At 74.3% G+C, this 6901-nt stretch carries 6 protein-coding genes; 4 read left to right on the top strand and 2 right to left on the bottom strand.

Going from position 1 to position 6901, the window contains the following annotated elements:
* Window positions 1-318, bottom strand: a 318-nt coding sequence (locus tag HGA02_RS07345) for an FAD-dependent oxidoreductase (protein WP_168678476.1), incomplete at its 3' end; no start/stop codon positions are given.
* A 211-nt stretch (window positions 319-529) separates the two neighbouring features.
* Between HGA02_RS07345 and HGA02_RS07340 the strand changes: the two genes are divergently transcribed.
* The 3 genes from HGA02_RS07340 to HGA02_RS07330 all read left to right on the top strand — a co-directional run bounded on the left by HGA02_RS07340 (window position 530) and on the right by HGA02_RS07330 (window position 4090).
* Entirely contained in the window at window positions 530-1840 is a 1311-nt protein-coding gene (locus HGA02_RS07340; RefSeq protein ID WP_168678475.1) for a M50 family metallopeptidase, read from the top strand.
* A 132-nt stretch (window positions 1841-1972) separates the two neighbouring features.
* Window positions 1973-3109 carry a flavodoxin-dependent (E)-4-hydroxy-3-methylbut-2-enyl-diphosphate synthase gene (gene ispG / locus HGA02_RS07335; protein WP_202924371.1) on the top strand — a complete coding sequence of 379 codons (1137 nt, stop codon included), beginning with the start codon at window positions 1973-1975 and terminating at the stop codon, window positions 3107-3109.
* 72 nt (window positions 3110-3181) lie between these two features.
* Window positions 3182-4090: a GNAT family N-acetyltransferase gene (locus HGA02_RS07330; RefSeq protein ID WP_168678474.1), complete on the top strand. Its 909-nt coding sequence runs from the start codon at window positions 3182-3184 to the stop codon at window positions 4088-4090.
* Between the two features lie 51 nt (window positions 4091-4141).
* On the opposite strand, the gene HGA02_RS07325 is transcribed toward HGA02_RS07330, so the two are convergent.
* Complete coding sequence (locus HGA02_RS07325) at window positions 4142-5032, bottom strand: DNA-formamidopyrimidine glycosylase family protein (RefSeq protein ID WP_168678473.1); 891 nt, start codon at window positions 5030-5032, stop codon at window positions 4142-4144.
* An 80-nt stretch (window positions 5033-5112) separates the two neighbouring features.
* Between HGA02_RS07325 and HGA02_RS07320 the strand changes: the two genes are divergently transcribed.
* On the top strand, window positions 5113-6901 hold a 1789-nt coding region (locus tag HGA02_RS07320), incomplete at its 3' end, for a proline--tRNA ligase (protein ID WP_168678472.1).

Below are 6901 nucleotides of genomic sequence, written 5' to 3'. Positions count from 1 at the left end.
CGCCCGCAGCGCCCGCGCGCCCGCGAGCCCGTGCAGGCGGACCAGCTCCTCGCCCGGGACGTCCAGGTCGGCGGAGCACCAGCCCGACCCGTGCCCGGTCGCGCCGGCACCCGTGACGTCGGCCTCCACGACGAGCACGTCGAGCGAGGGGTCGGCCTCGAGGAGGTAGTACGCGGTCCACAGCCCCGCGAGCCCCGCGCCGACCACGACGACGTCGGCGTGGTCGTCGCCGTCGAGCGGTTCCCGCGGGCGCAGCGCGGCGGGGTCCTCGTCGAGGAGCTGGTCGAGCCACAGCGGGTGCGTGCGAGCGGTCGCCATGCCGGGACGGTAGTGGCGCGCGCGGGTTGCCGACAGCCGACACGACGCGGTCCGCGGCGCGCGCGTGCGCCGGTCGGGTGGTCCGCGGGCCGGTCCGCGGACCGGTGTCAGCGGACTCCCAGCCGGACGCGGGATGATGGTCGCCGGCCCGGGCACCGACCGGGCCCGTCCGCGTGCCCGCGGACGTGTCGCGTGGAGGTGTCGGGACCGCATGGAGTTCCTGGTCGGCGTGCTGATCGTCGTGGTCGTGCTGCTGCTGTCGATCGCGCTGCACGAGGTCGGGCACATGGTGCCGGCCAAGCGCTTCGGCGTCCGCGTCAGCCACTACATGGTCGGGTTCGGCCCGACGCTGTGGTCGCGCACGAAGGGCGAGACGGAGTACGGCCTCAAGGCGATCCCGCTGGGCGGCTTCGTGCGGCTCGTCGGCATGTACCCGCCCGACGAGGCCGTCGGCAACCCGCCGGCCCGCACGTGGATCGGCCGGCTCGCGCGCGACGCCCGGCAGGCGAGCGCCGAGGAGATCCGCCCCGGCGAGGACCACCGGGCGTTCTACCGGCTCTCGACGCCGAAGAAGCTCGTCGTCATGCTCGGCGGTCCCGTGATGAACCTCCTGATCGCCGTGGTCCTCATGGTCGTGGTGCTCGTCGGCATCGGGATCCCCTCCGGGCAGAGCACGACGCTCGAGTCGGTCTCGCAGTGCGTCATCCCCGCCGACGCGCCCGCCGACCGCGCCTGCACGGACGGCGACGAGCCCGCGCCGGGTGCCGCGGCCGGGCTGCGGCCGGGGGACACCGTGGTGTCGTACGACGGCACCGCCGTCGAGTCGTGGGAGCAGCTCACCGACCTCATCCGGGCGACCGGCGGCGAGAGCGTGCCGGTCGTCGTCGAGCGCGACGGCGCGCAGGTGACGCTGTCGGTGACACCCGTGGTGGCCGAGCGCCCCGTCATCGGCGAGGACGGCGGCCCGGTGCTCGACGAGGACGGCGAGATGCAGACCGTCCCCGCCGGGTTCCTCGGCGTGACGGCGGCCCAGTCCATCGAGCGGCAGCCGTGGAGCGAGGCGCCCGAGTCGGTCGCGTCGGCCACGTGGCAGACCATCGGGGTCGTCGCCACGCTGCCGACCAAGGTCGCGGACCTGGCTCGGTCGACGTTCGCGCACGAGGAGCGCGATCAGAACAGCATCGTCGGCGTCGTGGGCATCGCCCGGTTCGGCGGTGAGATCGGCGCCGCCGACCTGCCGTTCTCCGTGAAGATCGCCGGCTGGCTCCAGATGCTCGCGATGCTCAACGTCGCCCTGTTCGTCTTCAACCTCATCCCGCTGCCCCCGCTCGACGGCGGTCACGTCGCGGCGGCGCTCTGGGAGGGTGCCCGTCGGCAGGTCGCGCGCCTGCGCGGTCAGCCGCGGCCCGGGCCGTTCGACGCGGCGAAGCTCGTCCCGCTCGCGTACACCGTGTTCATCCTGCTCGGCGCCGTCGGGCTGCTGCTGGTCTACGCCGACATCGTGAACCCCATCACCATCTGACCTGCGGGGACCCGGCGCGGCCCGGCGCACGGCGCAGGTTCCGTGCGGGTTGTGTGGCGTCGGTCGCTCGGGCCCGGTCCGGGCGTGCGACGGTGCGATGATGGGGGCGTGAGCACCCCGATCAGCCTCGGCATGCCGGCTGCGCCCGCCCCCGTCCTGGCGCCCCGGCGGGCCTCCCGCAAGATCCGCGTCGGCAAGGTCGAGGTCGGCGGCGACGCCCCGATCAGCGTCCAGTCGATGACCACGACGCCGACGACCGACATCAACGCGACCCTCCAGCAGATCGCCGCCCTCACGGCGTCCGGCTGCGACATCGTCCGCGTCGCCGTGCCCAGCCAGGACGACGCCGACGCGCTGCCCGCGATCGCGCGCAAGTCGCAGATCCCGGTGATCGCCGACATCCACTTCCAGCCGAAGTACGTGTTCGCCGCGATCGACGCGGGCTGCGCCGCCGTCCGCGTGAACCCCGGCAACATCCGCAAGTTCGACGACCAGGTCAAGGAGATCGCGCGCGCCGCGTCCGACGCCGGCGTCTCGCTGCGGATCGGCGTCAACGCGGGCTCGCTCGACCCGCGGCTCCTCGCCAAGTACGGCAAGGCCACGCCCGAGGCGCTCGTCGAGTCGGCCGTCTGGGAGGCGTCCCTCTTCGAGGAGCACGGCTTCCACGACTTCAAGATCTCGGTGAAGCACAACGACCCGGTCGTCATGGTGCGCGCCTACGAGCTGCTCGCCGAGGCCGGCGACTGGCCGCTGCACCTCGGCGTGACCGAGGCCGGCCCGGCGTTCCAGGGCACGATCAAGTCGGCGACCGCCTTCGGCGCGCTGCTCAGCAAGGGCATCGGCGACACGATCCGCGTCTCCCTGTCGGCCCCTCCGGTCGAGGAGGTGAAGGTCGGCATCCAGATCCTGCAGGCGCTCAACCTGCGGCCCCGCAAGCTCGAGATCGTCTCGTGCCCCTCGTGCGGCCGCGCGCAGGTGGACGTCTACACCCTCGCCGAGAAGGTCACCGCGGGGCTCGAGGGCATGGAGGTGCCGCTGCGCGTCGCGGTCATGGGCTGCGTCGTCAACGGCCCCGGCGAGGCGCGCGAGGCGGACCTCGGCGTCGCGTCCGGCAACGGCAAGGGGCAGATCTTCGTCAAGGGCGAGGTCATCAAGACCGTCCCCGAGTCCCTCATCGTCGAGACCCTCATCGAGGAGGCCATGCGCCTCGCCGAGACCATGGACCCCGTCGAGGCCGGGCAGGGCAGCCCGACGGTCTCCGTCGGCTGACCCCGTCGCGCCGAGGACGGCGGGTCGCCGGACGACAGGTCCGGTCGCCGTCCGTGGTGCACAATCCGTGTCATGGGTTCTCGCCGCGCGATGCTGCTCGACGAGCGGGCAGGGGGACGCGTCCTGACGGACGTCGACCTCCGTGCTGCGCTCGCCGTCTGCGCGCTCGACCCGGTCGCGGCGGTCCTCGCGACCGCCCGCCTCGAGCAGGCCACGGTCAGCGGTCTGCGGACCGCCGGCGGGACGCTGTGGGGCTTCGAGCACGACGGCGCGCTGCGCGCGGTCTGCTGGGCGGGCGCCAACGTCGTGCCGGTCGTCCCGACCGACGACCCGCAGCTCGCGGCGCGCGCGCTCGACGCGTTCGCGGGCCTCGCACGCGCCCAGGGTCGCCGCTGCTCGTCGATCGTGGGCTCCGCCGACATGGTGCTCGGCCTCTGGGACCGGCTGAGCCGCACGTGGCCCGCGGCGCGCGAGGTCCGGGCCGACCAGCCGTCGATGGTCATCGACCACGAGCCGCGCCTCGCACCCGACCCGACCGTCCGGCGCTCGCGGGTCGAGGAGTACGACCTCGTGCTCCCCGCGTGCATCCGCATGTTCACCGAGGAGGTCGGCTACTCACCGGCCGGAGGCCCCGGAGGGCCGTACGAGACGCGGGTCCGCGGCCTCGTGGGCGCAGGGCGCTCGTTCGTCCGGGTCGAGCGGGAGGACGGCCGCCGCGGCCCGCGCGACACCATCGTGTTCAAGGCCGAGCTCGGGGCCGTCGCCGGGGGAGTCGCGCAGGTGCAGGGCGTGTGGGTCACGCCCGAGCGGCGCGGCGAGGGGCTCTCGGAGGCGGGCATGGCGGCCGTCGTGCAGCTCGCGCGGTCCGCGGAGACGCCCGTCGTGTCGCTCTACGTCAACGGGTACAACCACCGCGCGCTCGCGGCGTACCGCGCGGTCGGGTTCCGCCAGGTCGGCACGTACGCGACCGTCCTGTTCTGACGGGCTCGGCCCTGCGCGCGGCTGACGCCGTCCGGCCGGCGCCGCGCAGGCTCAGCGCAGCAGCCGCGACATCCGCCGGTCCGCGAGCGGCTTGCCGCCCGTCTGGCACGTCGGGCAGTACTGCAGCGACGAGTCCGCGAACGAGACCTCGTGCACGGTGTCGCCGCACGGCACGCCGTCCCAGCCCGGGCACGCCTCACCCGTCCGGCCGTGCACGCGCATCCCGCGCCGCTTCGCGTCCTTGAGCTCGGCGGCGGGCCGGCCCGACGCGGCGGCGACCGCGTCGGTCAGGACCTGCCGGATCGCGACCCACAGCGTGGCCGTGCGCTCGGCGTCGAACGACCGCGTCGGGGCGAACGGGCTCATGCGCGCGGCGTGCAGGATCTCGTCCGAGTAGGCGTTCCCGATGCCCGCGATCGTGCCCTGGTCGCGCAGCAGGCCCTTGACCTGCTGGTTGCGGGCCGCGAGCAGCTCCGCGAGACGGTCCTCGGTGAACTCGTCGGACAGAGGCTCGACTCCGAGCGTCGCGATCTGCGGGACCGCGGTGGGCTCCTCGACGACGTGCACCGCGAGCCGCTTGCGCGTCCCCGCCTCGGTGAGGTCGAAGCCCGACCCGTCGTCGAGCCGCACCCGCAGCGCGATCGGCGACTTGCCGGGTCGGACGGGCCGGGGCGAGAGCTCGTCGGACCAGCGCACCCAGCCCGCACGCGACAGGTGCCAGACGAGGTGCAGCGGCTCGCCGGTCGACGTCGCGACCATGAGGTCGAGCCACTTGCCGTGCCGCGTCACGTCGACGACCGCGCCGCCGACGAGCGCGTCGGGCGGCGGCCGGAACGTCTTGAGCGCGCTGATCGCGCCGACCTCGACTCCGGACACGGCACGGTCCACGGCGCGCCCGCGCAGGAACTGCGCGAGCGCCTCGACCTCGGGCAGCTCGGGCACCCGCCCATCCTGGCCGAGACCGCCCACACCGCGACAGCGGACGCACGGGCGACCCTGCCACGACCACTAGGCTCGCCCCCATGCTGTTGCGCCTGTCCACGCTCTTCGTCCGCACGCTGCGGGAGGATCCCGCCGACGCCGAGGTCGCGAGCCACAAGCTGCTCGTCCGCGCCGGGTACATCCGTCGGGCCGCCCCCGGGATCTACTCGTGGCTGCCGCTCGGCCTGCGGGTGCTCGGCAAGGTCGAGGCCGTCGTGCGCGAGGAGATGGCGGCCGCGGGCGCGCAGGAGGTCCACTTCCCGGCGCTGCTGCCCAAGGAGCCGTACGAGGCGACGGGGCGGTGGACCGAGTACGGCCCGAACATCTTCCGGCTCAAGGACCGCAAGGGCGGCGACTACCTGCTCGCGCCCACGCACGAGGAGCTGTTCACGCTCCTCGTCAAGGACCTGTACTCGTCGTACAAGGACCTGCCGCTCACGCTCTTCCAGATCCAGACGAAGTACCGCGACGAGGCGCGTCCGCGCGCGGGTCTGATCCGCGGCCGCGAGTTCGTCATGAAGGACGCCTACTCGTTCGACGTCGACGACGCGGGGCTGGACGCGTCGTACGCCGCGCAGCGGGCCGCCTACCAGCGCGTGTTCGACCGGCTCGGCCTCGAGTACGTCATCGTGACCGCGACGTCGGGCGCGATGGGCGGGTCGCGGTCGGAGGAGTTCCTCACGCCTACCGCGATCGGCGAGGACACGTTCGTCCGGTCCGCGGGCGGCTACGCCGCGAACGTCGAGGCCGTCACGACCGTCGCGCCGCCTGCGCTGGACTGGTCGGACGCGCCCGCCGCGCACGTCGAGGACACGCCCGACACCCCGACGATCGAGTCGCTCGTCGCGCACGCCAACGCCCACCAGCCGCGCCCCGACCGGGAGTGGACCGCGGCCGACACGCTCAAGAACGTCGTGCTCGCGCTCGTGCACCCGACGGGTGAGCGCGAGCTGCTCGTCGTGGGTCTGCCCGGCGACCGCGAGGTCGACCTCAAGCGCCTCGAGGCCGGGCTCGCGCCCGCCGAGGTCGAGGCCGCGGGCGAGGCCGACTTCGCCGCGCACCCCGAGCTGGTCAAGGGCTACATCGGTCCCGGCGCGCTCGGCCCGAACGTGCCCGTCGCCGAGGGTGCCGAGCGGACCGCCGTGCGCTACCTGCTCGACCCGCGGGTCGTCGACGGCACGCGGTGGATCACCGGGGCGAACCAGCCCGGCCGGCACGTCTTCGACCTCGTCGCCGGGCGGGACTTCACCGCCGACGGCACGGTCGAGGCCGCCGAGGTCCGCGCGGGCGACCCCGCGCCGGACGGGTCGGGCCCGCTCGAGCTCGCGCGCGGCATCGAGATCGGCCACATCTTCCAGCTGGGCCGCAAGTACGCCCAGGCGCTCGGCCTCACGGTCCTCGACCAGAACGGCAAGGCGCAGGTCGTGACGATGGGGTCCTACGGCATCGGCGTGACCCGCGTGCTGGCCGCGCTGGCCGAGGCGAACCACGACGACCGCGGCCTCGCGTGGCCCGCGCACGTCGCGCCCGCGCACGTGCACGTCGTCGCGACCGGCAAGGACGCGTCGGTCTTCGACGCCGCCGACGAGATCGCGCGCGACCTCTCCGGCCGGGGCGTCGAGGTGCTGTACGACGACCGGCCCAAGGTGTCGCCCGGCGTCAAGTTCGCCGACGCCGAGCTGCTCGGCGTCCCGCTCGTCGTCGTCGTGGGCCGCGGCCTCGCCGAGGGCGTCGTCGAGGTCCGTCCGCGCGCCGGCGGCGACACCCAGCAGGTGCCCGTCGCGGACGTCGTCGAGCACGTCGCCGCGCGCGTCCGCGAGCTGCTCGCCG

Source organism: Cellulomonas septica, assembly GCF_012396155.1.
Taxonomy (GTDB): Bacteria; Actinomycetota; Actinomycetes; order Actinomycetales; family Cellulomonadaceae; genus Cellulomonas; species Cellulomonas septica.
This window is presented reverse-complemented; position numbering and strand designations above follow the sequence as displayed.

Bases quoted from the DNA above. Each gene is read 5' to 3' on its own strand.
- HGA02_RS07340 (WP_168678475.1), top strand. From the start codon at position 530: ATGGAGTTCCTGGTCGGCGTGCTGATCGTCGTGGTCGTGCTGCTGCTG.
- ispG (WP_202924371.1), top strand. From the start codon at position 1,973: ATGCCGGCTGCGCCCGCCCCCGTCCTGGCGCCCCGGCGGGCCTCCCGC.
- HGA02_RS07330 (WP_168678474.1), top strand. From the start codon at position 3,182: ATGGGTTCTCGCCGCGCGATGCTGCTCGACGAGCGGGCAGGGGGACGC.